1 pseudogene is annotated in these 512 nt (G+C 66.8%); it reads left to right on the top strand.

The annotated features are described in order from the left end of the window. Nucleotides 1–512 (top strand): annotated as a pseudogene (locus WCL58_RS25265) (transketolase); the annotation flags it as partial.

The following is a 512-nucleotide window of genomic DNA, read 5'->3' as shown; positions in this document are numbered from 1 at the left end:
ATGTGGTCCGGCTCGAAAGCGCTGAACGTTGACCCGGCGGGCAACTACATTCATTACGGCGTGCGCGAGTTCGGCATGACCGCCATCACCAACGGCATCGCGCTGCACGGCGGCTTCCTGCCGTACTCGGCGACCTTCCTGATGTTCGTGGAATACGCCCGCAACGCGGTGCGCATGGCGGCGCTGATGAAGCTGCGCAACGTGTTCGTCTACACCCACGACTCCATCGGTCTGGGCGAAGACGGCCCGACCCACCAGCCGGTGGAGCAGCTGGCGAGCCTGCGCGTGACCCCGAACATGAGCACCTGGCGCCCGTGCGACCAGGTGGAGTCGGCGGTGGCGTGGCAGTACGGCATCGAGCGCAACGACGGCCCGACCACCCTGGTGTTCTCGCGTCAGAACCTGACCCAGCAGCCGCGCACCGCAGAGCAGCTGGCGAACGTGTACCGCGGCGGCTACGTGCTGAAAGACTGCGCGGGCACGCCGGACGTCATCCTGATTGCCACCGGCTC

This window comes from Serratia sp. TMDUHS_CL, from assembly GCF_037137105.1.
Lineage (GTDB): Bacteria > Pseudomonadota > Gammaproteobacteria > Enterobacterales > Enterobacteriaceae > Serratia > Serratia nevei.
The sequence above is the reverse complement of the archived record's forward strand: the minus strand, read 5'-3'. Positions and strand labels throughout refer to the sequence as shown.